We start from the raw sequence: 22,828 nt of genomic DNA on the forward strand, positions 1-22,828 counted from the left end.
TGGCTCTTTTCCGCCATGGAGCCGTCGGAACGGATCTCTGGGGAGGGGCGTCGCCGCATGCTGGCTGCGATAGGTCTGGACGAGACGCACGAATCGGCGTACCGCGCCCTTGTGGCGGTGGGCGCCGCCGACGTGCCCGATCTCGCGCGGCGGCTCTCGCTGGGCGAGCCCGACACGGTGCGCGCGCTGCGCCGCCTGGAACTGCACGGCCTCGCGGCCCAGGCGTCCGGCAGGGCGGGCCGGTGGGTGGCGGCACCGCCGGGGGTCGCGCTCGGCGCGCTCCTGACCCAGCAGCGGCACGAACTGGACAAGGCCGAGCTCGCGGCGAAGCTGCTCGCCGAGGAGTACCGCGCGCAGGCCGCCGAGCCCGCGGTGCACGACCTGGTCGAGGTGGTCACGGGCGCGGGGGCGGTCTCGCAGCGCTTCCTCCAGCTCCAGCTGGGCGCGAGCACCGAGGTGTGCGCCCTGGTGACCGGCAACCCCGTGGCGATCACCGGCATGGAGAACAACGCGGAGGAGCAGGCCGCGGGCCGTGGCGTCACCTACCGCGTGGTGGTCGAACGCTCCGTCCTCGCGCTCCCCACCGGCCTCCTGGAACTGTCGACGGCGATCGGCCGCGACGAACAGGTGCGCGTCGTGGACCGCGTCCCGACGAAGCTGGTGATCGCCGACGGCTCGCTCGCGATGGTGCCGCTGACCTCGCGCAGGGCGGAGCCCGCCGCGCTCGTGGTGCACGCGAGCGGCCTGCTCGAATCCCTGAGCGGGCTCTTCGAGGCGGTGTGGCGGGACGCGCTACCCCTGCGCCTGGGCGAGGACGGCCGCTCGGTCACCGAGGACGCCGCCGAAGGACCCGACGGCGCGGACCTGGAGATCCTGTCGCTGCTGCTCGCGGGCCTGACGGACGCGAGCGTCGCCAAGCAGCTCGACCTGGGCCTTCGGACGGTGCAGCGCCGGGTGAAGCGCCTGATGGAGCTGGCGGGCGTGACGACGCGCCTCCAGCTGGGGTGGCACGCGTACGAGCGGGGCTGGGTGGCGCGCTAGCCCGTGTCGAGGCGACGGGGGCTGACGCGCGACCTGCGCTTTTGCCCCGTTTCCTGCACGCTTGGCAGATGGGAGCGTGGGAACTCCTGCTGGTCGGAGTGGTGCTGCTGCTCGGGATCGGCGGAGTACTTGTCCCCGGAGTGCCGGGGCCGTGGCTGGTGTGGGCCGCGATTCTGTGGTGGGCGCTGAAGGATCCGGAGCCGGTCGCCTGGGGGATCCTGGTCGGCACCTCCGTCGTACTCCTGGTGGCGCAGGGCATCCGATGGCTGCTGCCGCCACGGCGCCTGCGGGAGAGCGGCGCCACGCGCCGGACAGCCGTGTACGCGGGCGCCGGGGCGCTGCTGGGGTTCTGTGTGCTGCCGGTGATCGGCTCGCTCCCGGGATTCGTCGGAGGGATCTACCTGTCGGAGCGGCTGCGGCTCGGCGGGCACGGGGAGGCGGCCACGGCGACACGGACGGCCATGCGGGCGGGCGGCTGGAGCGTGCTGACCGAGCTGTTCGCGTGCTTGTTGATCGCGGGGGCGTGGCTGGGGGCCGTGATCTGGGGTTGAGCCCCGGGATCAGGTTCACATACATGTACCAGCATCGGATCTATCCCGACTCATTGACTGGATGCCGCACTCTCTTTAGCTTTCAACGGAGGTAAAGCTCCGATGACTCGATGGCGCGATGACGCAATGACGCGGGAACTGCTCGGGAGACGCGATGCCAAGACCGTCCAGAAGAACCGTGCTCGCCACCACCGGATCGGCGGTCGGCGGCACGCTGATGGCCGGTGGCCTGCCCGCCCAGGCCACGGCCGCGCCCCGGAAGGCAGTGGACGTCAGCACGCCGGGTGACCCCTGGCGCACCGTCCTGGACGACGCCGACCTCGTCTGGCAGAAGCTGCCGAAGACCTGGTACGAGGGCCCCTACCTCGGCAACGGCTTCCTCGGCTCCGGGATCTACGCGGAACCGAGCACGCGGCCGGACGGCGGGACCACCGCCCTGCGCTTCAACATCCAGCACTCCGAGGTGCAGGACCACCGCCCCGAGTTCGGCTCCCTCTTCGGCCTCGCACGCCTGCCGATCGGCCACTTCACCCTCGAACCCGTCGGCAGGATCACCGGCATCGACTGGCGCCTGCGGCTGCGCGACGCGGAGCTGACCGGCACCCTCACCACGGACAAGGGCACCCTGAAGCTCCGCGCACAGGTGCACGACACGCGCTCCGTCCTCGCCGTCGAGGTCACCCCGAGCGCGGGCGAGCGCGGCTTCCGCTGGGTGTTCCATCCGGCCGACGCGATCAGCCCGCGCGCCGCGTTCAAGCCGCTGCCGGAGGGATACGCGGGCAATCCGCCCGCCGAGATCGAGGAGTACGACGACGGGGTCACGGCCGCCGTGCAGCCGCTGCTCGCGGGCGGCCAGCACGTCACCGCGTGGCGGGAGCGGATGCGGGGCAGCACACGGGGCGGCACGCGGACGCTGTACGTGAACGTGGCGCACTCGCACCCGAGGACGACGGCCCGCGACCGTGCGGTGCGCGCGGTGCGGGGTGCGGCGGCCCTCTCGTACGACGGGCTCGCGGTGTCGCACCGGGCCTGGTGGCACGCGTACTACCGCAAGAGCTTCCTGTCGCTGCCCGACGCCCGGATGCAGCGCTTCTACTGGATCCAGCTCTACAAGACGGCGGCGGCAGCCCGCCGCGACGCCCCGGCGATGGCGACGTGCGGCCCCTGGCTGGAGCCCACCCCGTGGCCCAACACCTGGTGGAACCTGAACGTTCAGCTGGAGTACTGGCTGATCCACGGCTCCAACCACATCGAACTCGACGCCGTGACACGCGCGTTGAGCGAATTCAGGTCCAACCTCACCAAGGAGATGGCGGCCCCCTACCGCGCGGATTCGCTGGGCATCCCGCGCACGACGGACCCGTCCCTGGTGAACGGCGCATCGGTGACGGACGGCGGTTACGGGGTCGGCATCCCCGGCCAGGACCCGCCGACTCCCGAGGTCGGCAACCTCACTTGGGCGCTGCACAACGTCTGGCTGAGCTACCGCCACACCATGGACAAGTCGATCCTGCGAGACGTCCTCTTCCCGCTCCTGCGGAAGGCGGTCAACTACTACCTGCACTTCCTGGAGCCGGGCCCGGACGGGAAGCTGCACCTCCCCGCGACCTTCTCGCCCGAGTACGGCGGCAACTCGCGCGACTGCAACTACGACTTGATGCTGCTGAGGTGGGGCTGCCGCACGCTCCTCGAATCGGCGGAACTCCTGCACGTGAACGACAAGTTGGCACCGCGCTGGCGCGACGTGGCGAGCAGACTGGCCGCGTACCCGACCGACGCGAACGGCTACATGATCGGCGCGGACATCCCCTTCGCGAAATCGCACCGCCACTACTCCCACATGCTCGCGGTGTACCCCCTCTACGAGGTGACGGGCCGCACGGCGGACGAACGCGCGCTGATCGAAAGGTCCTTGGCGCACTGGGTCGGCTTCGAGGGTGCCCTCCAGGGCTACACGTTCACGGGCGCCGCTTCCATGTCGGCGCTGCTCGGCAAGGGCGAGGACGCGCTGAAGTACCTCGGGCAGCTGATGTCCCGCTTCATCCAGCCCAACACCATGTACAAGGAGTCGGGCCCGGTCATCGAGACCCCGCTCTCCGCCGCACAGTCCCTGCACGACATGGTCTGCCAGTCCTGGGGCGACGTCATCCGCGTCTTCCCCGCGCTGCCGTCGGCGTGGGCGGACCTCACGGTGCACAACTTCCGTACGCAGGGGGCGTTCCTGCTCAGCGCGGTGCGGAAGGGCGGGGTGACCCGCTGGGTGCGGCTCGTGAGCGAGGCGGGGGCGCCGTGCGTCGTGCGGCACGGGATCGCGGGGGCGGTCGAGGTGCGGGACGAGCGGGGGCGCCCTGTCCCGTACGAGGATGTGGGCGAGGGCGCGGTCAAGATCGCCCTCAGGCGGGGCGGGTCGGCGCTGATCAGCGCTGAGGGTGACCGGCCTGATCTGCGGATCACTCCGGTAGAACCGAACGAGGATGCGCCGCGATGGGGCCTTCCGGCGGCCTAGACGGGCTGCACGGATCGACTGCCTGGACCGACGTCTGGACCGGCTGTCTGCCGGTCCTGGGGCCAAGATCCGATGCGTGGACGGGGTACGCGTGCGAGGCTCGCGCCATGACCGAATTCAGCGAGGCCGAGCGGGCGTACCTCAAGTCCCAGCGTCTGGGCAGGATGGCCAGCGTCGACGCGACGGGTCAGCCGCAGGCGAATCCTGTCGGGTTCTTTCCGCAGGATGACGGCACGATCCTGATCGGCGGTTACGCCCTTGGCACCACTAAGAAGTGGCGCAACCTCCAGGGGAATCCGAAGGTGTCCCTGGTCGTGGACGACATCGTGAGCGAGAGGCCGTGGAAGGTGCGGGGGGTCGACATCCGGGGGGACGCGGAACTCCTCACGGGGCCGCATGAGTTGGGGCCTCACTTCAGTGAGGAGCTGATCCGGATTCACCCTCGGCGGATCCATAGCTGGGGGCTTGAACAGTAATAGTCCCCAACCCCGCCCCTTCCCGAGAACCCGCTCGGCGCGGGGGCCATGTGCCTTGTGCGTGCCGTCATCACCGGCTTCGCCGAGTTCGTCCTCAATCGCCGGACGGGCTGAAAGATTTCAGCCCGTCCGGCGATTGAGGACATCTTGTACGGGGTCTGGGGCGGAGCCCCAGGTGGCCCCTACCCCGCCGTCAGCAAATGCCGCACCCCATACGACCGCCACGGCCGCCACCCATCCGGAACCGGTTCATCGGGGAACCCCACATCCGGATCCCCAAGCGCCCGCATCCGAACAACCGCCACAACCCCCGCATCCACCCCCGCCAGAGCCGCGAGCCCCGCCCCCGCTTCCTCCCGGTCCGCCCCCGCGTCCAACCGCACCCGCCCATCGGCAAGCGCACCGGCCAACTCCCCCAACGGGCCCGGTTCCCCGGCAAGCGTTCCCGGCTCGGGGAACACATGGGTGAGGGACCCGCACGGCGCGTCCAGCGCCTTCCCGTACCGCTCCACCAGCGAGGAAGCCTCCGCACGCCCCACAAGCGCCCGCACCGCGAACTCCTCGGGATCGGCGGCCCCGGGGGACCGCAGTCCGGGCCGCGCGGCGACCAGCGGAGCGAGCCGGGGATCGGCGCCGAGCCGCTCGTCGACGGCGTACGGATCCGCGTCGAGGTCGAAGAGCCGCCGCAGCCGCTGCACGGCGGTCGTGAGGTCGCGGAGGTCGGTCAGGTGGAGCCTGGCGTCCAGCCACCCGCCGACCCCGTGATCGCTCTCCTCGACGGCCACGATCCCCGTGCCGTACGGCAACCGCAACGTACGCCGATAGGTCCGCGCGCCCACCTCACCGCTGACCTGCTCGACCCCGTCGACGGCCTCGTCGGAGAGCAGATCGAAGACGGCACCGGCGGCATAGGCCCCCCGGTAGGCGAGCCGCAGCGGCACTCCGGCGGCCGGGGTGGCCCGCCCCGCGCCCCTGCCACGCGGCGCGGCGTCCCGCAGGGCGGTGGGAGTCAGGGCGTACACCGCCCTGATCGTGTCGTTGAACTGTCGCACGCTGGCGAACCCCGCGGCGAACGCGATCTCCGTGATCGGCAGCCCCGTGGTCTGGAGCAACACCCTTGCGGTGTGCGCCCGTTGGGCCCGCGCGAGGGCGACAGGCCCCGCCCCGAGCTCGGCGGTGAGCTGCCGCTGCACCTGCCGGGAGCTGTAGCCGAGCCGCACGGCGAGACCGGGGACGCCCTCGCGGTCGACGACACCGTCACCGATCATGCGCATGGCGCGACCTACGACGTCCGCGCGTACGTTCCACTCCGCGGACCCCGGCACGGCGTCCGGACGGCAGCGCCGGCAGGCCCGGAATCCGGAGCCCTGGGCTGCGGCCGCCGTGGTGTAGTAGCGGACGTTCTGGCGCTTCGGGGTGACGGCGGGGCAGCTGGGCCGGCAGTAGATGCCGGTGGTCTCGACGGCGAAGAAGAACTCTCCGTCGAAGCGCGCGTCGCGGCTGCGCACCGCCTCGTACCTGGTCTCTTCATCGATCACATGTCCCAGTGTGCGGCCTCGCAGACCCTTCGGCTGGCGGAATTCGGACACCGCGTTGCGGGGCACGGAAGCGCCCCGCAACACACCGTCACCCCACTCCCACTCCCACTCCCACCCCGCTAGCGGAAGCGGCCCCGCTTGGCCTCCATGGCCGCCTTGCCCTCCGCGCCCCGCAGCTTCCACTCGCGGCGCATGTCCGCCCGGAGCTTCGCGTCCGTCTTGGCGACGATGCGCTGGTTCTCGCGGATCAGCTTGCGGTAGCTGTCGAGGCGGCGGCTCGGGAGCGTGCCGTCATCGACGGCCGCGAGTACCGCGCAGCCGGGCTCGGCGGTGTGGGCACAGTCGTGGAAGCGGCAGTCGGCCGCCAGTTCCTCGATCTCGGAGAAGACCTGGCCCACGCCTGCCTCTGCGTCGAACAGACCGACACCGCGCAGCCCCGGCGTATCGATGAGGACACCACCTGCGGGGAGCACGAGGAGATTGCGGGTCGTCGTGGTGTGGCGGCCCTTGCCGTCCACGTCACGGGCGGCGTTGACGTGCATGACGTCCTCGCCGACCAGCGCGTTGGCCAGCGTCGACTTGCCCGCACCGGACTGGCCGAGCAGCACGGACGTACCGCCGGAGACGACGGCGCACAGGACGTCGACGCCTTCCCCGGTGGTGGAGCTGACCGGGAGCACCTGGACGCCGGGGGCCGATGTCTCCACGTCCTCGACCAGGTAGGACAGGCCGGTGGCGTCCGGGACGAGGTCGGCCTTGGTGAGGACGACCAGCGGCTGGGCTCCGGACTCCCAGGCAAGGGCCAAGAACCGTTCGATCCGGCCGAGGTCGAGCTCGACGGCGAGCGAGATCGCGATGATCGCGTGATCGACGTTGGCCGCGAGGATCTGCCCCTCGGACCGCTTGGAGGAGGTGGAGCGCACGAAGGCGGTACGGCGCGGCAACAGCGTCCGGACGTACCGCGGATCGGCGCCATCGGGGTCGACGGCGACCCAGTCCCCCGTGCACACAACCTTCATCGGGTCACGGGGAACGACGAACTCGGTGTCGGCACGCACCGTGCCGACAGGGGTGGCGACATCGCACTGACCACGGTCGACGCGCAGCACACGGCCGGGCAGTAGACCCTGCGCCGCGTACGGGGCGAACTCGGCTTCGCGGTCCGCGTCCCAGCCGTGGGGCGCGAGAGAGTGCGAAGAAGAGGGAGAAGAAGCCTGCACGGATGCAGAAGATGCGGAGGAAGACAAGGGGGACCCTTCACAGGGGTGGCCCCGGCACCCACGCGTCAGCGTGGGAAGGAAGAGAGGTCAGCCGGAGGCCACGGAGGTGGACTTGATGAACTTCCGGATGCGGGCAGCGCCCATCTCAACGACAGCCATCGTTCACACCTCCCGGACCGAGCCAGATCGAGTCACCCGCGGCCGCCCTTGGGGCTTCCGCTCGAACGACACCAACCTTAGAGACCCACCGGCCGTGACGCCATCCATTTGATTACTGACCGGCTTCCAGCAGTCCCTGAGCGACGGCCAGCGCGTATGCGGACAGGGTGAACGCGTCGGAGATCCGCCGGTCCGCGACCATGGCGCGGAATTCCCCCTGCGGTACGGCCTGGTACGCGTCGATCCCTTCCGCCCTGGCACCCCAGGCGGGGCTGTCCGCCAACTGCGCCGTCCCGATACGGGCGAGGTACAGGTGGTCCGCGCCGGCACGTATGCCGGTGTCGGGAGAGACAGCACCGAGATACGTGAAGTCCGCGACATGGACGCCCAGTTCTTCTTGGATCTCCCGAGCGGCCGTACCGGCACCGTCCTCCCCGGGGTCGCCGAATCCGCGGGGGATCTCCCAGTGCCAGGCCCGGTCGGCATGGCGGAAGTGGTGCAGCAGGACGACGCGTCCGTCAGCGAGCACCGGAAGCACTGCGGCTCCCCCCGACACGGAAACGGGCACGATGCGGATGTACGTTCCCAGCCTGCGCTCCTTGTGGTGCGCGAACCGTACGGCGTCACGCACCAGGCGGAAGTAGGGGTCGCGGTAGACGACGCCGATGTCTCCGGTGCTCTCGGGCAGCCCGGCCGCGACGGCCGCTCGTGAGGCTTCGCCCGATGCCCGTTCCTGGTCGGCGCGGTCGAGGAGGATTTCGAAGGCCGCGCCGGGCGGGTTCTCGAAGAGCTCCGGGCGCTGCTCACGCAGCGCGTCGTAGTCCGTGAGCGCCGCCTGCTTCCTGGCGGCTCGGTCGTGCGCGCTCATGGCTTCCCCTTTGTCTGCGCGCCACGTCGGGGCCGCTGTGGCGGGGACGAACGCACGTCGGTCACAGGTACAGAGCGATGGGGAGACGGTCGACCCGGGCCTCCACCGACGTGTACGTCTCCATGCTCTCCCGGTAATGATCGTGCAATGCCTGAACCACGTCGAAAACGCCGGTGGAGGACGATCCCAGCGACGCTCTGCTCTCGCGGAGCAAGGCACTCACCGTCGCCGCCAACGCCGTGTCGCGCACGGACCACAGCGGCACGCCGATGGCACCGGCTCCGCTGATGATCAAAGAACGCATGAACCCGAGGACGTCACCGCCGTCGGATCCCATGCCCTGCCCGGCCAGACAGGCTCCGAGCACGGTGAGCTTGTTCCTCGGCAGGCTGACGCGCAGGGCGAGGTCGAACTGCGACAGCATGTCCGTCTCTCCCAGGTGGATCAGCGGGCCGGAGACCTCGGGCTCGTTCACGTACACCCCGTGGCCTGCGTACAGGAAGAACTCCGGTTTCACCGCGACCAGTTGCTCAAGTCCGTCCCAGTCGGCGGCGAAGGCGTTCTCGACCTTGCCCACGAGGGCGTCGGGGACTTCACCCGCCACATGGACATGCGCCGCGGGCCAGCCGGCGTCGACGACCTCGCGGCCCGTCGCCCGCGCATCGGTGGACAGCAGCGCGGCGAGGTCGTCGTCGTCCTCCATCAGCTGTTTCTTGAGCAGATGGCGGCCACGGGTGACGAAGGCGGCCACGCTCACCGAGTGCGACAGCGGAACCCGGGCGGCGAGCGGCCGGTCGTCCTGTGGTGCGGTGGCGACGTGCAGCGGGATCGCGAAGATGTCGTCGGTCGGGATCAGAGTGAGGTGGGTCGGCGAGCCGCCCCGGTTGACGCTCTCCCACACCGGCCCGACCAGCAGGTTCCAGATGCGTCGACAGGTCTCTTCCCTCGGTACCGGAAACTGCCGGTCGCCAAGGTCCTCGAAGACCTTGCGGGCGAGATCGGCCACGTCCGTGTAGGGGACGGAGGGCAGCAGGGTCAGTACCCCGTCGCGGCAGACCATGATGCCGAGCGAGTCGGGCTCGGGCGTCTCCTCGCCGTCCAGGGGCACGTCCGACGTACCGAAGCGGAAGTACCGCACGACACAGGAGCCTTGATGGTTGAGGGTGTACTGCACCAGCTGATGGGCGATGTCCTCGTCGTGTGTCGCCGATGTCAGCGGGTGGTGGAGGAAGTGGTCCTCGTACTGCTGCTCCCGCTCGACGAGCAGTTCACGACGCTCCCTCGCCTCCGCAGCCTCGGCAGGGGGATCCGTCCGCAGGGGCATTCGACGCCCGTCGAGGAAGCTTCCCGCTGCCTGCGATCCGCCCGATGCCATGGGCAGCGGGTGGGCGGGGCGGCCGAGGACCGGCGGGCGGGAGGATGCGAGCAGGTCCAGAAGTTCCCGGCCCGATGACTCCTCCACCAGGGACACGACCTTCTCCAGGTCCTCCTGCCGATGGCTGCCCCGTGCCATCTGCGCACCGATGGCCCGCAGATACGCAGGTCTCACGTGGTTGGCGTAGGCGCGTTTGTACACGGGGAGAGCGATCGCCTCCCGCACCGACTCCGCCATCTTCAGCCGGCGGTCCAGGACGTCCCGCGGACGATCGGCCGCGGGAAGGGCGGCAGCCGTCTCCCGGTAGTAGCGCACGGTGTACGCGTAGAAGTCGACGTCGAGACCGGCTCGGCGGCCCGCACCGGTCGCGTCGTCCTCCAGTTCGTCCAGAAGCCGCCCCAGGTCGGCCAGGCCGTCGCGGCCTCCGCCGAGCCGGGCAAGATTCTGGCGGGCGATCCGTCGGCCTCGCTCCCACCCCGGCCCCACGAACCCCGTCCGGCCGTGCACCAACTCACGCAGGGCGGCGAGGCGTTCTTCCGGACGGTCGCGGCAGAACGCCTCGTTCAAGAGCGACTGCGCCGTGCGGTACATGTCGTTCAATCCCTCGGAGATGGCCTTGGAGCGCGCGGTGAAACGCAGCGACCGTTCCCTGTCCCCGGCCTGCCTCAGGGCGATGGCGAGGTTGTGCAGACTGTTGGAGTAGCCGCGCAGGAACTCCCGGTGCCTCAGGGGCGTCGCCTCGTCCGGAGCGGCCTCGACGTCGACACCGTGCTGGCTCGCCTGCTCAAGGATCTTGTCGTGCATCTGCTGCAGCGAGTGGACGAACGCGTCGACGTCCCTGCGTGCGCCCTTCTCCGCCTCCTTCTCCCGCGTCGCCTGGCCGCGTTCTTCGAACTCGGCACGGGTGTAGTTGCTGAGCAAATCCGGCAGCGCCCACCACAGTTGGGACCTCTCGGCCACCTGCACCGCGGTTCCGAAGGCACGGCGTGAGGCGGTGTAACTGCCCAGGCGATAGCGGATCCGGCCGGCTCCGTCGTACCACCGGGCTAGGGCGTAGGCGGGGAAGACGTCATCGGGGTCGGCGGCCCCGTAGGCCGGTAACGCCAACAGCCGTTCGGCGTCCGGCTGTGACGCCTCGATCAGTCGCAGCGCCGAGAGCAACTCGTAGCCGACGTCCGCCTGGACGATTTCGCACCAGTGGGCGCCGATCCGGCGGGCGAGGCCGCGGACGCCCGCCGCCGGGTCCTTCGTGTGCGCTCGGGCCAGGCGCAGCATTCCGGTGGCATCCGCCTGGCGCATCGGGGCGTCGAAGTCGATCTCGAACCTCATGATGAGGTCTTCGACGTCCAGTGCCTCGACGAAGGTCCTGATCATGGAGCTGGGGTCCTGCGGGTGATGTCCATCGGCCTGTGGCATGAGGTGAACTCCTCGCAGGAGAGCTAGCGCGGTCGCGTCAGGAGGTGTGTCGTGAGGAACGTGATCAGACCGGCCACGAGGGCGCCGGTGAGCGTCCACGCGGCGGCAGGCGGCTCCCCTCCTGCGCGAGTTGCCCAGCCGGTGACGGCCAGCCATCCCAGAGCGGCGCCGAACAACCCCGTGGCGCCCGAGTCGAGGCGTCTGTATCGGGGTGTTGTGGGCGCGACGCCCGCCAAGCGCAACATGGCCAGGGGCAGGGCGAGCGCGAGAGCCGCCATCGCGGCGATGACCGGGGACTGGAGGACCGCGCGTAGCGGCAACTCGTAGCTCATCGCCTGAACTGCCGCGAGGGCGGTGAGGACCGATCCCAGAATGGACGTCTGAAGGAGTGTCAACCACCCTCGATGCACGGCCAGTTCGCGCTCAACGAGCACCGATACTGCCGTACGCACGCTGTCCGCCCGCTCACGCACGGCTTCCAGATGCAGCCGGTCCTCCTCGACCTGGTTGATGATCCATTCGGCTGCGGCGAGGTCGGTCACGGTCCAGGAAGCCCCCGTGCCGCGCCTGCGGACTCCCGGAGTGTGCAGGCGCATGTTGGCGACGGCGGTCGAGAGGCTGCCGCTCAGCTGGCGCTGCCGGGTGATCGTCCACAGCAGTCCCTGCGGGCCGAATTGCGCCTCGTCGACCAGCGCCGACGCCTTCAGGACGCGCTCAAGGCGCACAGGACGCCGCGTTGCGGACTTCAACTCCCGCAGGAGCTCCGCGGTCCACTCGTCGCTCTCGTCGATCTGCGCGTGCGACGCCCCCGAGGCCTCGTACAGCCGTGCCTGGTGGCGGATCTTCGAGAGCTGGAGCAGATAGCGTGCGAGCGGCATCAGTCCGTGCCGGCCCTCGACCGCCCAGGCCCACTCGTCGAGGGCCACCTCCTGGCGGGCCGGAGCGAGGACGTAGAGGTCGGTGGGTCCTTCCGGTCCGGCGGTGTCGGCGGACCGCCATACGTCGAATCCCTGCTCCGTGCGGTCGAAGCCGGTCCACCAGGACTCGCTCCCCGTCCGGGGCGCATGCCGACGCACGAGCTCGCACATCGCACGCTCTCTCCGTCCGAACCCGCGTCCGTAGAGAGCCTCGAACACACGGAATTCGCCGAGCATGCCCCAGGGCCGGGGCGGCAGGCCCACGGCCTCCACCGCTGCGCTCCACTCGGCGTCGAGGTCACTCCACTGGGCGAGGTCCGCCGTCGTGTCATTGGGCGCGAGCAGCGCGACGACGCCGACGACGTCATGTTCCGCGAAGGCGAAGGCCGAATAGAGGGAGGCGCCTCCCGTCCGCCGCGCGGCCGCAAGGACCTCGAACTCGACGGTGGTCGAGTGCACCGCGCCGAAGTCGATGTGGTCCGCAGGTGCCGGGATCCCCGGGACCGGCTCGGTCATGCCCAGCGAACGACACGCTCGCCACAGGGATTGGAGATAACTTCGCGAGTGATTGTCGATTTCTGAATCAGCCGGTGCGAACGCCATGACCAGCAGAGCGGGCTTGGTGATTCCGCTCATGCCGCGGGCCCGCCTCGCAGACTTACGGCTCGGACGCAGCCGGTCATTCCGACGCGCCCCGGGCCTCGCGGCCACCCGGGCCACGGTCTTGCGGACTGTGGTCTTGCCGACTGCGTAGATCCGCGGTGAGCCGTTCGATCAAGTGATTGCGCTTCTCGCGCTGCTGCGGCGGGATGGCTATACCTTTCGCGCCCAACTCGGCCCGTGCGCGGCGCGCCTCTTTTCGCTCCAAGGGCTCAAGCGGGGCGAGCGCGCTCCTGACCTCGATGTCGTCCCCTTCGGGGAGCACGGCGCCGAGCCTGTCCAGCACCTCACCGACGGTGCGCCATTCTTCCGCGGTGAGCTGCTGCCAGCCCTCGATCTCTCTGAGACGCTCGATGACTCTCTGTGGATTCACGAAGCTCTCCCCCGACTAGCCGCGCACCCGCTCGCGGGAACCCATCGGCGCCCGCCCCAGACATGAATCTTAGCGCCTGACAGAGCGTCACATCGGGTCTCACCGAGAAGCGATGGGCTGCTCGGCCGCCGCAGCACGAGCCCCCCGCACAGCCGACACCGGCGTCGGCGCCAGCGTCCTGTTCAAGTTGGTGCGCATCGTCGACGCCGCGTCAAGGACGTAGTTCTGCCGGACCTTCCAAGGGCCGCGGTCGCCCTGTCGGGGGAACGCGTCGATGGAGCGCTGGACGTAGCCGGAGGCCAGGTCGAGCAGTGGGCGTTCGTTCAGGGTGCTCGTCGGCCTCGGTTCCACCGCCGCGTAGTCGTGCTCGCGCATGTGGTTGAGCACCTTGCACACGAGGCGGGACGTGAGGTCGGCGCGCAGGGTCCAGGACGCGTTGGTGTAGCCGATGCAGACGGCGAAGTTCGGGACGCCCGTCATCATCGCGCCGCGCCACACGAACTGCCGGTTCAGTTCCACCTGTTGGCCGTCGACGCGCGGGGCGATGCCGCCGAACGCGAGCAGTTGGAGTCCGGTGGCGGTCACGACCACGTCGGCCTCCAGGACGCGGCCGGACTTCAGCCGGATGCCCTCGGGGACGAAGCGGTCGATGTGGTCGGTGACGATCTCGGCGTCGCCCGTCTTCAGGGTCTCGAACAGGTCGGCGTCGGGGACCGCGCACAGTCGCTGGTCCCACGGGTCGTAGGACGGCGTGAGGTGGTCGGCGACCAGTTGGTCGTCCTTGACGATGCGCTTGTTGAGGCCGGTGAGCAGTCGCCGTGCGGCCTTCGGGCTGCGGCGGCAGAACTGGTAGAGACCGATGGCGAAGAGGATGTTCTTCGTCCGCACGACCCGGTGGGCCGCGTTCGCGGGCAGGACGGCCCGGATGCCGTCGGCCAGCCTGTCCCGCGAGGGCAGCGAGCCGATCCAGGTCGGGCTGCGCTGCAACATGGTGACGTGGGCGGCGCTCTGTGCCATCGCGGGCACCAGCGTGACGGCGGTGGCGCCGCTGCCGATGACGATCACGCGCTTGCCCGCGTGGTCGAGGTCCTCGGGCCAGAACTGCGGGTGCACGACCGTGCCGGTGAAGGATTCGGCGCCAGGGAACTCGGGGGCGTGGCCCTGGTCGTAGTTGTAGTAGCCCGTGCAGGAGTACAGGAAGTCGCAGGTGACGGTGGTCAGGGTGCGGGCGCCGGATTCGTCGGTGCGCTCCAGCGTCACCGTCCAGCGCGCCGTCGCGGTGGACCAGTCGGCGCCGACGACCTTGGTCCCGTAGCGGATGTGGCGGTCGATGCCGAACTCCGCGGCCGTGTCCTTGATGTAGCTCAGGATGGAGTGGCCGTCGGCGAGCACCTTCGAGTCGCGCCAGGGCTTGAAGGCGTAGCCGAGCGTGAACATGTCGGAGTCCGAGCGCACACCCGGGTAGCGGAACAGGTCCCACGTCCCGCCCATGGACTGCCGGGCCTCGATGATCGCGTACGAGCGCTCGGGGCACTCGGTCTGCAGCCGGTACGCGGCACCGACGCCGGAGAGGCCCGCTCCCACGATCATGACGTCGATGTGCTCGGGCGGGGCGTCGGTACCGGCAGTACCGGCGGTACCTGACGTGCTGGAGTCTGCGGTGTGCGTCATGCTCCTCAGTGTCCGGAAGCACACCCGGCAGGAATTGACCCGGGACGACAGATCTTTGACCCTGGACGACATGTCCGTGATCAGATCGGCGGGGCTACGCGGTTTCCGCGCCACGGTGGCCGAGCTCGGCGGCGACGCCGAAGCCTATGCCCGGCAGGCCGGCTGCCCCACGGCCGCCCTCGACGGGGACGATCTCCTGGTGCCCGAGGAGGCGATGGCCACCGTACTGGAGCTCGCCGCCGACGATCTCGGCTGTCCGGATCTCGGCCTGCGTATCGCGACCCGCCAGGACCTGGGCATGCTCGGCGCCCTCGCGCTCGCCATCCAGAACTCCGCCACCCTCGGGGACGCCCTGGAGTGCACCACGCGCTATCTGTTCGTCCACGCGCGCTCGCTGAGCCTCAGCCTGGAGCCGGACCCGTACGGCACTCCGGGGGTCGCCGCCCTGCGCTACGGCGTGCGCGAGGGGGTCGAGGCGCCGCCCCAGGGCATCGATCTCTCCCTGGGTTTCATGCACCGGGCCATCGTCTATCTGGTCGGCCCGTACGGCCTCGGCTCGGTCGAGCTGCCGCACCCCCTGCTCGCCCCGCTCTCGGTGTACGAGGACTTCTTCGGTGTCCCCGTGAAGGCGGACCGCCCCGCCGCGCTGCTGCGCGTCCCGCTCAGCCTGGCCGACCGGCCGCTCGGCGGGGGCAACGCGCATCTGCGCCGCCTCGCGCTCGCCTACCTGGACGAGCAACTGCCCACGGAACGCACGGACGTCGTCAGCGGGGTCCGTGCCGTCGTCGCGCGTTCGCTCGGCACGTCGCCGCCCGAGATCGGGACGGTCGCCCGCCTCCTGAACGTCCATCCGCGCACCCTTCAGCGACGGCTGCGCGCGGCGGGCACGACGTTCGCCGAGGTCGTCGACGAGGAGCGGCGCGGCGCCGCCCGCCGCTATCTCGTCGACACCGACCTCCCCCTCGGCCAGGTCGCCCTGCTCCTCGGTCTCTCCGAGCAGTCGGCCCTCAACCGCTGCTGCCGGCGCTGGTGGGGTGCGACACCGCGCGCGGTACGGAGCGGGGACAACGCAGCCGCGGGCTGAGCGGAGGGTCCGATTCCGGCCAGATTCGCCCGCAGAACAGGCCGCCATCTGGCTCATTGTGGAGTGGCCCAAGTAGATGCCCCAGGCATCCAATAGAACAGGTAAAGGGAGCCCCTCCGCTTGTGAGGTAAGTCCATGACGGAATCAGTCGCGTCCGAACCCACCTCAGCTGTCGCGTCCGAACCAGTCGCCTTCCCGCAGGACCGCACGTGTCCCTATCACCCCCCACAGTCCTACGAACCTCTCCGCGAGGCCCGGCCGCTCTCCAGGGTCCGGCTGTTCGACGGACGTTCCGTCTGGGTGGTCACCGGCCAGGGGACGGCCCGTGACCTGCTCATCGACCCGCGTCTCTCCACCGACCGCGAGAACGAGGCGTTCCCCGCGCCGACCGAGCGCTTCGCGAAGGTACGCAACCGCCGTGTCGCCCTCCTCGGCGTCGACGACCCCGTGCACAACGCCCAGCGCCGGATGCTGATCCCCAGCTTCTCGGTCAAGCGGATCGCCGCGATGCGCCCACGGATCCAGGAGACGGTCGACCGGCTCATCGACGCCATGGAGGCGCAGGGGTCACCGGCCGAGCTGGTCAGCGCGTTCGCGCTGCCGGTTCCTTCCATGGTGATCTGCTCCCTGCTCGGTGTGCCGTACGCCGATCACGAGTTCTTCGAGGAGCAGTCGCGCCGGCTGCTCCGCGGCCCCCGCGCCGAGGACACCGAGCGGGCGAGGGACGAACTCGACGCCTACTTCTACGCGTTGATCGAAAAGAAGCGCCGGGATCCGGGGGACGGGCTCCTCGACGAGCTCATCCACCGGCAGCTCTCCGAGGGGGCGCTCGACCCCGAGGAACTGGTCAGCCTGGCGACGATCCTCCTCGTCGCGGGGCACGAGACCACGGCGAACATGATCTCTCTCGGCACGTTCACGCTCCTCCAGCACCCGGAGCAGCTCGCCGAACTGCGGTCCGAGCAGGCGCTGATGCCCGCCGCCGTCGAGGAGTTGCTGCGCTTCCTGTCCATCGCGGACGGAATGCTGCGGGTGGCGAAGGAAGACATCGATGTCGCGGGCAGCACCATCCGCGCGGACGACGGCGTCATCTTCTCCACCTCCCTCATCAACCGCGACGACACGGCGTACGAGGCTCCGGAGGAACTGGACTTCCACCGCGCCGACCGGCACCACCTGGCCTTCGGTTTCGGCATTCACCAGTGCCTCGGCCAGAACCTCGCACGCGCCGAGATCGACATCGCCCTGCGGACGCTCTTCGCGCGCATGCCGGACCTTCGCCTCGCGGTGCCCGCGCGGGAGATCCCGTTCAAACCGGGCGACACGATCCAGGGGATGCTCGAACTCCCCGTCACTTGGTAGGAGATGGACGTGCGGGTTCATGTGGAATCGGAGCGGTGCGTGGGTGCGGGGATGTGCGCGCTCACCGCGCCGAGCGTCTTCACCCAGGACGACGACGGCTTCAGCGAGGTGCTCCCCGGCCGTGAGGACGGGGGCGGCGACCCCTTGGTGCGTGAGGCCGTACGGGCCTGCCCGGTGCAGGCCGTCACCGTCGACGAATCCTGACCGGGCCGTACGAGTCCTGACCGGGCCGTCGCACGGGCTCTAGGCGCGCAGCGTCACCGTGAAGCTGCGTCCGTACGCGTGGTGGGTGTCGACGTCGATCCGGGTCCCGCCGTGGACCCGGGTCACGCGCACCCCCTCGTCGGCCTCGACCTGCCGCAGGGAACGGCCGCGCAGCAGCACGCCGACGCTGTCGCGGTCCATCGTCGGATCGGACACCGCCACGGTCGTCGGGCCCCGCTTCTCGCTCCGTACGAGCACCGAGGCGGGGCCCTCGATCCGCAGCCCGGCGTGCCCCGCGTGCCCGGCGACCTCATGGCGGCCCGCCGCGAACGTGTTCGCGGCGGTCAGGCCGAGGCCCGCGTGGCTGACGGCCTGTAGCCGCACGGTGTTGGCGAGCACCTTCAGCGGCTGCCCGCCCCGGTACGACCTCAGCCCCGCCTCGCCCGCGTTCGGCACAAGCGCGTAGGCCAGGGAGAGCGGCCGGGCCCCGGCCGCCCGGTCCACGCTCACTGCCAGGACCCTGCGCGTCACCGCCGTGTCCGGGTTCGCGGTGCGGACGACCCGGCGGCTGCGCGTGACCTCGTCCAGGGCTACCCGCACCTTCGGCGTGTCCAGGAAGACGTAGCCGACGGAGGTGCTCCGCGTGGCGTTGGCGTAGCGCAGCCACCGGAGGTCACCGGTGCCCGCGCCGGTCCACGGGCGGCCGTCACGCAGTTCCCCCGTCACGGAGACCTGGTCGTCCGGGGCGGCGGTCCGCGCGTCGACCGTCGTCGTCACGGCACGCCCCGCGCCGCCGTCGCCGACCCCCGCCGCGAGCACCACGATCTCGTCGTCGAGCAGGAACCACGACTTCGTCGCCGTCGCACCCCGGTAGACCACGAAGTCGTCCGGCAGCAACTCCCGGTCTTGGAAGGCGACATCGCTCGACTGCACCGCCCCGACCGCGCCGTACGCCCCGAGGACCGCGCCGCCCGAGTGCCGGTTGGTGCCGCGCGGGAAGTAGACGTACTTGTTCTGCGACTCGGAGGAGGAGGTGAAGTTCAGGGGGTGGCCGGGGTTGTCGTAGAACGGCTTCCCGTACAGCTCGGGGATCGTCCGGCGCTGCTCGACGGGGGCGGTGACGCCCGCGAGGCCGTACGGCGAGACCGTGGTGAAGTAGTCGACTCCGTACGCCTGGGTCTGGTCGTGCCCGGAGAGATAGAGGTAGTACGCGCCGTCGCCCTGGAACCACGGCATGAGGTTCTCGCCGCTCATGTACTCGTACTTGCTGATCCGGTCGGAGCTGCGCGCGAGCGCGAAGGCGTAGCCCGCTCTGCGGTGGACGTGCTTGTCCATGGCGTTGAAGGCGACGCTGCGCGATGCGGGGTTCAGGTCCGCGGGCGGCACTGAGGTGTCGGCGATGATGTCGGCGTAGCGCACGATGCTGACCGGTGAGACGAACCCTGTCGGGTTGAGCGCGGCGCGCGAGGTTGACCGGATGTGCTTCACATAGCTCTTCAGGGCGGTGGCGTCGGCGCCGGTGGACAGGGACGAGAGGTCCACGACGGCCTCGACGACGACCGCGACGTCGGTGTAGCCGCTGTCGGGGCGCGACACCGCACGGCCCTTGACGATCTCCATCATCCAGCCCTCGAAGATGAGCGGCGCGAACCCGTCCCGCACCCACCTCTGGACCGTCGGCACCAGCTCCTCGCCGTGCGCGAAGCCCGTGCCGTCGAGGATCTTAAGGGTCTGCACGACACGGGTGAGCAGGCCTTTTCCGTACGATCCCGTGTACGCGACGGAGGCGTGCTGGATGAAGGAGCCGTCGGCGTAATAGCCGTCCGTCACGCCGTGCCGGAGGTGGTAGGGGTCGATGGTGACGAAGACCGTCAGCTGGTCGGTGAGTGCCTTGCGGATGCGGGCCTCGCCGTCCGCGCCGACGAGCGCGCCCTGAAGGATGCGGTTGGTGGTGATGTCGGCGAGGTTGGCGCCGGTGTGGAAGCGCGAGTCGAGGTTCACGTCCCCGGCGGTGCCGTTGCGCAGATAGGCGTCCATCGAGGCGATGTAGGTGGCGACGAGGCCGGGCCTGTAGGTCCGCACCTCGTCGGCGAGGAGCACGAGGGTCTTGCTGACGTGCTGGGAGATGCCGATCTCCCAGTTGAACCAGTTGCCGTAGTAGCCCTTGGACTGGTCGCCGTAGTAACGCTCGTGCAGCCAGCCGAGGCCGTCGATCACGCGGCGCTGCACGGCGGTGTCGTCGTGGAGGTCCGACGGGGTCGGGCTCGGGGTGCGGGTCGCGAGGGCGATCTCGTACAGACGCTTGAAGGCCGTGTTGAGGTTGGCGTCGTCCGTGCCGAGCACCAGGCCCGCGAACAGCTCGCCCGCGCCCGCGTCGTCCATCGACTTCAGGTTCGTCCGCGCCGTCTTGTCGATCGCGAGGAGCTTGGCGGCAGTCTCGGGGCGCGCGTTGGACTCCGTGCTCCCGGCGAAGACCCCCACGGTGTTGGCCAGGAGGCGGGAGCTGTCCGCCGCGGCGTCGGCGGCGCTCACGGGGAGCGCGGGGAGCACCGCCAGGAGACCCGAGGCCGAAAGGGCGGACAGCAGGCGTCTGCGGGTGATATCCATGGCGGCCTCCGCCGGTCGAGTTGGCGTTTCCGTCGTTCTGGCGGGCGGAGTCAAGCAGACGCCCCGAGCGTGGACAAGAGCGAGTGCGCCGCCGCTCCGCACCACGGCATCGATCTCACCGACAGGGACTAGGCTCAATATTGTGAGGTCGGAAGAGCACACACCAGGGCCGTTCGCCATCGTGGCCGTCGCGTCGTCCGCCGGGGGCATCCAGGGTCTCGGCTCGATCCTGGGCGCGCTCGGCCCCGATCTGCCCGTGCCGGTGCTCGTGGTCCAGCACCTCGATCCACGTCACCGCACGCTCCTCGCGGAGGTCCTCACCCGGCGCACGGAACTCACCGTGAAGCTGGCCAAGGACCAGGAGAGCGTCGAGCCCGGGACCGTGTATCTGGCACCGCCCGACCGGCACCTCCTCGTGGGGCCGGAGGGCATGCTCACGCTGTCGAACAGTAAGCTCGTGCACTTCGTGCGTCCCTCGGCCGACCTGCTCTTCGAGTCTGTGGCCGGAGCGTACGGACCGCGGGCCATCGCCTGCGTGATCACCGGCACCGGCATGGACGGCGCCATGGGCGTGGAGGCGGTCAAGTCGCGCGGCGGCACCGTGATCGCCGAGGATCCGCAGAGCGCGCAGTTCGCGGGGATGCCCAGGGCCGCGGTGGAGACCGGAGCCGTGGACTTCGTACTCCGTATTGACGAAATCGCCGCGGCCATCCGCGGACTGGTCGAGGACAAGAGGCAGTGATGGGTGAGTCGTCCGGCTCCGGGGCAGAGCGGAACGCGGAATCGGGTGCGCGGGAGCGTCCGGAACCGGTGAGCGAGATGGATCAGGTGCGTGAGGCCGAGCGGGTCAGTGCAGCAGAGCAGGAGCAGGAGACCGAGCAGGGGCAGGGGCAGGGGCCGGAGACCAGGCAGGGGCGCAAAGCGCAGACCGAGCGGCTCGTCGACCAGGGCCTGGAGGATCTCCTCGCGTTCATCCGCGACGCGCGCGGATTCGACTTCACCGGCTACAAAAGGTCCACCCTGGGCCGCCGCATCCGCAAGCGGATGGGCGATGTCGGCATGCAGGGCTACGCGGACTACCGCGACCTCCTGGAGACCGACGCGGACGAGTTCCGTGCGCTGTTCAACACGATCCTGATCAACGTCACCTCCATGTTCCGCGACCCGGAAGCCTGGGCCCTCCTGAAGCGCGATGTGCTGCCCGAGCTGCTCCAGAGCGTCGGCGCCCAGGGAGAGATCAGGGTCTGGAGCGCGGGCTGCTCCAGCGGCGAGGAGGCGTACTCCCTCGCCATGCTGCTCGCCGAGGCGATCGGCGTCGAGGAGTGCCTGAAACGCGTCAAGATCTACGCCACGGACGTCGACGAGGAAGCGCTGCGCGACGCCCGTTCGGGGCAGTACCCCGCGAAGTCGCTGGAGCCGCTGTCCAAGCAGCTTCGCGACAAGTACTTCGAGCGCAACGGCACGCAGTACGCCTTCCGGACGGATCTGCGGCGCCGCGTCATCTTCGGACGCCACGACATCACCCGTGACGCCCCGATCTCCCGCCTCGACCTGCTCGTCTGCCGCAACACGCTGATGTACTTCAATGTGGAGGCGCAGACCCAGATCCTGGACCGCTTCCACTTCGCCCTGCGCGAGGAGGGCTATCTCTTCCTCGGTAAGGCCGAGATGCTCCTGAACGACACCGAGCGCTTCGAGGCGGTCAGCATCCGTCAGCGCGTCTTCCGCCGCCGCCCCGGCGGCGCGCCGCCGTATCCCACGACGACCCCGCTGAAGGCCAGGGCCAACATGGCCCTGGAGAGGCAGCACGCCACACAGGCGGGGCAGTTGCGCGATCTGATCCTGGACTCGACGCCGGGGGCGAGCGTCGCCCTGGACGGCAACGGAGTCGTCATCATGATCAACCACGGGGCACGGTCCCAGTTCGGCCTCACGCCCAACGACGTGGGTCGCCCCTTCCAGGACCTGGAGATCTCCTACCGGCCCGCCGAGCTCCGCTCCCTGATCGACCAGGCCGTCTACGAACGCCGGCCGATGCACGTCCGCGGCGCGGAGCGTCGGATGGGCAACGACCTGCAGTACTTCGACATCGACATCCAGCCGATCCTGGGCGGGCCCGGCGGGCCGGGTCTGCCGGTCGCCATCAACGTCACGTTCATGGACGTCACGCAGTCCACCCGCCTCAAGGCCGAGGTCAAGCGCGTGCGTGAGGATCTGGAGACGGCGTACGAGGAGCTCCAATCGACGAACGAGGAACTGGAGACCACCAACGAGGAACTCCAGTCGAGCATCGAGGAGCTGGAGACCACGAACGAGGAACTCCAGTCCACGAACGAGGAACTGGAGACCACCAACGAGGAACTCCAGTCCGGCAATGAAGAGCTCGAGACGATGAACGACGAGATGCGTCTTCGCACCACGGACCTGGACGAGGCGCATGCGTTCCTCGAGGGCGTGGTGAGCAGTATCGCGGCGGGTGTGGTGGTGCTCTCCGCGGACATGCGCGCCAAGAACTGGAACCGCGGTGCGGTCGACCTGTGGGGCCTTCGCCCGGACGAGGTGATCGACGAGCAGTTCTTCGCGCTCGACTTCGGTCTTCCCACCGACCGGCTGCGCGATGTCATCCAGCAGTGCGTCGCGTCGGGCAAGCGGTCGGGCCCCGTGGTCATCCCCGCGGTGAACCGCATCGGAAGAAACATCGACTGTTCGGTCATCTGCTCGCCGTTCGACGGGCACAACGGAGGTGTTGTCCTCTTGATGGAAGATGTCGCCGACTCCGGCGGCAGCTGACCCGACAGGT

17 protein-coding genes are annotated in these 22,828 nt (G+C 69.8%); 9 read left to right on the forward strand and 8 right to left on the reverse strand.

Annotated elements, in window-relative coordinates:
* The first annotated feature begins 57 nt into the window (after nt 1–57).
* The 4 genes from ACWFRJ_RS14205 to ACWFRJ_RS14220 all read left to right on the forward strand — a co-directional run bounded on the left by ACWFRJ_RS14205 (nt 58) and on the right by ACWFRJ_RS14220 (nt 4,574).
* Nucleotides 58–1,041, forward strand: a complete 984-nt coding sequence (locus ACWFRJ_RS14205) for a helix-turn-helix transcriptional regulator (protein WP_453528924.1) — start codon at nt 58–60, stop codon at nt 1,039–1,041.
* Between the two features lie 68 nt (nt 1,042–1,109).
* Nucleotides 1,110–1,592 (forward strand): DUF456 domain-containing protein, encoded by a 483-nt coding sequence (locus ACWFRJ_RS14210; protein WP_453528927.1) that lies wholly within the window; start codon nt 1,110–1,112, stop codon nt 1,590–1,592.
* A 154-nt stretch (nt 1,593–1,746) separates the two neighbouring features.
* On the forward strand, nt 1,747–4,098 hold the full coding sequence (locus tag ACWFRJ_RS14215) for a glycosyl hydrolase family 95 catalytic domain-containing protein (RefSeq protein WP_453528930.1): 2,352 nt from the start codon (nt 1,747–1,749) through the stop codon (nt 4,096–4,098).
* A 107-nt stretch (nt 4,099–4,205) separates the two neighbouring features.
* Complete coding sequence (locus ACWFRJ_RS14220; RefSeq protein WP_344518655.1) at nt 4,206–4,574, forward strand: PPOX class F420-dependent oxidoreductase; 369 nt, start codon at nt 4,206–4,208, stop codon at nt 4,572–4,574.
* Between the two features lie 182 nt (nt 4,575–4,756).
* Here the strand turns inward: ACWFRJ_RS14220 and ACWFRJ_RS14225 are convergent, their stop codons facing one another.
* The 7 genes from ACWFRJ_RS14225 to ACWFRJ_RS14255 all read right to left on the reverse strand — a co-directional run bounded on the left by ACWFRJ_RS14225 (nt 4,757) and on the right by ACWFRJ_RS14255 (nt 14,771).
* Nucleotides 4,757–6,109 (reverse strand): AlkA N-terminal domain-containing protein, encoded by a 1,353-nt coding sequence (locus ACWFRJ_RS14225; protein WP_453529664.1) that lies wholly within the window; start codon nt 6,107–6,109, stop codon nt 4,757–4,759.
* 122 nt (nt 6,110–6,231) lie between these two features.
* Nucleotides 6,232–7,359: a ribosome small subunit-dependent GTPase A gene (rsgA, locus tag ACWFRJ_RS14230; protein ID WP_453528935.1), complete on the reverse strand. Its 1,128-nt coding sequence runs from the start codon at nt 7,357–7,359 to the stop codon at nt 6,232–6,234.
* A 244-nt stretch (nt 7,360–7,603) separates the two neighbouring features.
* Complete coding sequence (locus tag ACWFRJ_RS14235; protein ID WP_453528938.1) at nt 7,604–8,359, reverse strand: NUDIX hydrolase; 756 nt, start codon at nt 8,357–8,359, stop codon at nt 7,604–7,606.
* A gap of 61 nt (nt 8,360–8,420) precedes the next feature.
* The gene (locus ACWFRJ_RS14240) at nt 8,421–11,150 is read right to left on the reverse strand and encodes a CHAT domain-containing protein (protein WP_453528941.1); all 2,730 of its coding nucleotides are present in this window, start codon (nt 11,148–11,150) and stop codon (nt 8,421–8,423) included.
* 23 nt (nt 11,151–11,173) lie between these two features.
* Nucleotides 11,174–12,703 carry a CATRA conflict system CASPASE/TPR repeat-associated protein gene (locus tag ACWFRJ_RS14245; RefSeq protein WP_453528944.1) on the reverse strand — a complete coding sequence of 510 codons (1,530 nt, stop codon included), beginning with the start codon at nt 12,701–12,703 and terminating at the stop codon, nt 11,174–11,176.
* Nucleotides 12,704–12,746: 43 nt separating this feature from the next.
* The gene (locus ACWFRJ_RS14250; RefSeq protein WP_453528947.1) at nt 12,747–13,100 is read right to left on the reverse strand and encodes a CATRA system-associated protein; all 354 of its coding nucleotides are present in this window, start codon (nt 13,098–13,100) and stop codon (nt 12,747–12,749) included.
* A gap of 99 nt (nt 13,101–13,199) precedes the next feature.
* Nucleotides 13,200–14,771: a flavin-containing monooxygenase gene (locus ACWFRJ_RS14255; protein ID WP_453528949.1), complete on the reverse strand. Its 1,572-nt coding sequence runs from the start codon at nt 14,769–14,771 to the stop codon at nt 13,200–13,202.
* A gap of 70 nt (nt 14,772–14,841) precedes the next feature.
* Between ACWFRJ_RS14255 and ACWFRJ_RS14260 the strand changes: the two genes are divergently transcribed.
* The 3 genes from ACWFRJ_RS14260 to ACWFRJ_RS14270 all read left to right on the forward strand — a co-directional run bounded on the left by ACWFRJ_RS14260 (nt 14,842) and on the right by ACWFRJ_RS14270 (nt 17,421).
* Entirely contained in the window at nt 14,842–15,855 is a 1,014-nt protein-coding gene (locus ACWFRJ_RS14260) for an AraC family transcriptional regulator (RefSeq protein ID WP_453528952.1), read from the forward strand.
* 135 nt (nt 15,856–15,990) lie between these two features.
* On the forward strand, nt 15,991–17,217 hold the full coding sequence (locus tag ACWFRJ_RS14265; protein ID WP_453528954.1) for a cytochrome P450: 1,227 nt from the start codon (nt 15,991–15,993) through the stop codon (nt 17,215–17,217).
* 9 nt (nt 17,218–17,226) lie between these two features.
* Nucleotides 17,227–17,421 (forward strand): ferredoxin, encoded by a 195-nt coding sequence (locus ACWFRJ_RS14270; protein ID WP_453528956.1) that lies wholly within the window; start codon nt 17,227–17,229, stop codon nt 17,419–17,421.
* A gap of 39 nt (nt 17,422–17,460) precedes the next feature.
* On the opposite strand, the gene ACWFRJ_RS14275 is transcribed toward ACWFRJ_RS14270, so the two are convergent.
* Nucleotides 17,461–20,028, reverse strand: a complete 2,568-nt coding sequence (locus ACWFRJ_RS14275; protein WP_453528959.1) for a polysaccharide lyase family 8 super-sandwich domain-containing protein — start codon at nt 20,026–20,028, stop codon at nt 17,461–17,463.
* A 142-nt stretch (nt 20,029–20,170) separates the two neighbouring features.
* Between ACWFRJ_RS14275 and ACWFRJ_RS14280 the strand changes: the two genes are divergently transcribed.
* The gene (locus ACWFRJ_RS14280) at nt 20,171–20,770 is read left to right on the forward strand and encodes a chemotaxis protein CheB (RefSeq protein ID WP_453528962.1); all 600 of its coding nucleotides are present in this window, start codon (nt 20,171–20,173) and stop codon (nt 20,768–20,770) included.
* Between the two features lie 77 nt (nt 20,771–20,847).
* Nucleotides 20,848–22,818: a CheR family methyltransferase gene (locus ACWFRJ_RS14285; protein ID WP_453529667.1), complete on the forward strand. Its 1,971-nt coding sequence runs from the start codon at nt 20,848–20,850 to the stop codon at nt 22,816–22,818.
* Nucleotides 22,819–22,828 lie beyond the last annotated feature (10 nt).

It is taken from the genome of Streptomyces sp. NPDC055239 (genome assembly GCF_053606205.1).

Excerpts from the sequence above, each read along its gene's own strand:
- ACWFRJ_RS14205 (WP_453528924.1), top strand. The coding sequence starts at position 58 with ATGCTGGCTGCGATAGGTCTGGACGAGACGCACGAATCGGCGTACCGC.
- ACWFRJ_RS14210 (WP_453528927.1), top strand. The coding sequence starts at position 1,110 with ATGGGAGCGTGGGAACTCCTGCTGGTCGGAGTGGTGCTGCTGCTCGGG.
- ACWFRJ_RS14215 (WP_453528930.1), top strand. The coding sequence starts at position 1,747 with ATGCCAAGACCGTCCAGAAGAACCGTGCTCGCCACCACCGGATCGGCG.
- ACWFRJ_RS14220 (WP_344518655.1), top strand. The coding sequence starts at position 4,206 with ATGACCGAATTCAGCGAGGCCGAGCGGGCGTACCTCAAGTCCCAGCGT.
- ACWFRJ_RS14235 (WP_453528938.1), bottom strand. The coding sequence starts at position 8,359 with ATGAGCGCGCACGACCGAGCCGCCAGGAAGCAGGCGGCGCTCACGGAC.
- ACWFRJ_RS14240 (WP_453528941.1), bottom strand. The coding sequence starts at position 11,150 with ATGCCACAGGCCGATGGACATCACCCGCAGGACCCCAGCTCCATGATC.
- ACWFRJ_RS14245 (WP_453528944.1), bottom strand. The coding sequence starts at position 12,703 with ATGAGCGGAATCACCAAGCCCGCTCTGCTGGTCATGGCGTTCGCACCG.
- ACWFRJ_RS14255 (WP_453528949.1), bottom strand. The coding sequence starts at position 14,771 with ATGACGCACACCGCAGACTCCAGCACGTCAGGTACCGCCGGTACTGCC.
- ACWFRJ_RS14260 (WP_453528952.1), top strand. The coding sequence starts at position 14,842 with ATGTCCGTGATCAGATCGGCGGGGCTACGCGGTTTCCGCGCCACGGTG.
- ACWFRJ_RS14265 (WP_453528954.1), top strand. The coding sequence starts at position 15,991 with ATGACGGAATCAGTCGCGTCCGAACCCACCTCAGCTGTCGCGTCCGAA.
- ACWFRJ_RS14275 (WP_453528959.1), bottom strand. The coding sequence starts at position 20,028 with ATGGATATCACCCGCAGACGCCTGCTGTCCGCCCTTTCGGCCTCGGGT.
- ACWFRJ_RS14285 (WP_453529667.1), top strand. The coding sequence starts at position 20,848 with ATGGATCAGGTGCGTGAGGCCGAGCGGGTCAGTGCAGCAGAGCAGGAG.